This window comes from Streptomyces millisiae, assembly GCF_031845425.1.
Classification (GTDB): Bacteria; Actinomycetota; Actinomycetes; order Streptomycetales; family Streptomycetaceae; genus Streptomyces; species Streptomyces millisiae.
Genome location: NZ_JAVREM010000196.1, coordinates 1 through 594, shown reverse-complemented (window position 1 = coordinate 594; position 594 = coordinate 1). Strand labels below are relative to the sequence as shown.

Here is a 594-nt window from a genome sequence, read left to right as displayed (position 1 = left end):
CCCGGAATGGAGCTATCGCGAGGTCAGCATCGATGTCGAGAAGGCCCACCGCGAAGCCGAGCAGGCGCTGCGTGATCTGGGCGCCGAGCTCGTTCCGATCACCCTGCCCGATCCGACCGAGGCCATCACCGACTGGTTCGGCGTGTGCGCCGTGCAGACCGCCCGTGCGCACCGTGGGCTGTATCCGGAACACAAGGACAGCTACGGGCCGGCCCTCAGTGAACTGATCGATCGCGGAATTGCCATGTCCGGCATCGAATATGACGAACTGTTGCAGCGGCGGCTGAAGTTCAAGGGTCAGATGGAGGCGGCGCTGGCCCAGGTGGACTCGGTGCTGATCCCGGCGATGTCCTTCATCGCGCCACCGGTCGAGAAGATGATCCGAATGGACGAAGAGACCACCGCAGGGGTGCACCGATTCACGGTGCCGTTCACCCTGTCACAACTGCCAACCATCACCTTCCCCGGCGGTTTCACCACCACAGAAGCCGGCCGTCCCTTCCCGGTCGGCCTGCAGATGGTCGGGAGCGCATTCGAGGAGCGCCGGCTTGTCGACATCGTCGGCGCCTTCCAGGCAGCCACACCGCGGGATGC

Annotated in this window: 1 protein-coding gene; it reads left to right on the top strand. The window is 65.0% G+C overall.

Annotation, left to right across the window (positions count from 1 at the left end; translation table 11 throughout):
* A partial coding sequence (locus RNC47_RS36185; protein ID WP_311605101.1) for an amidase family protein occupies positions 1-594 on the top strand: 594 nt, incomplete at both ends.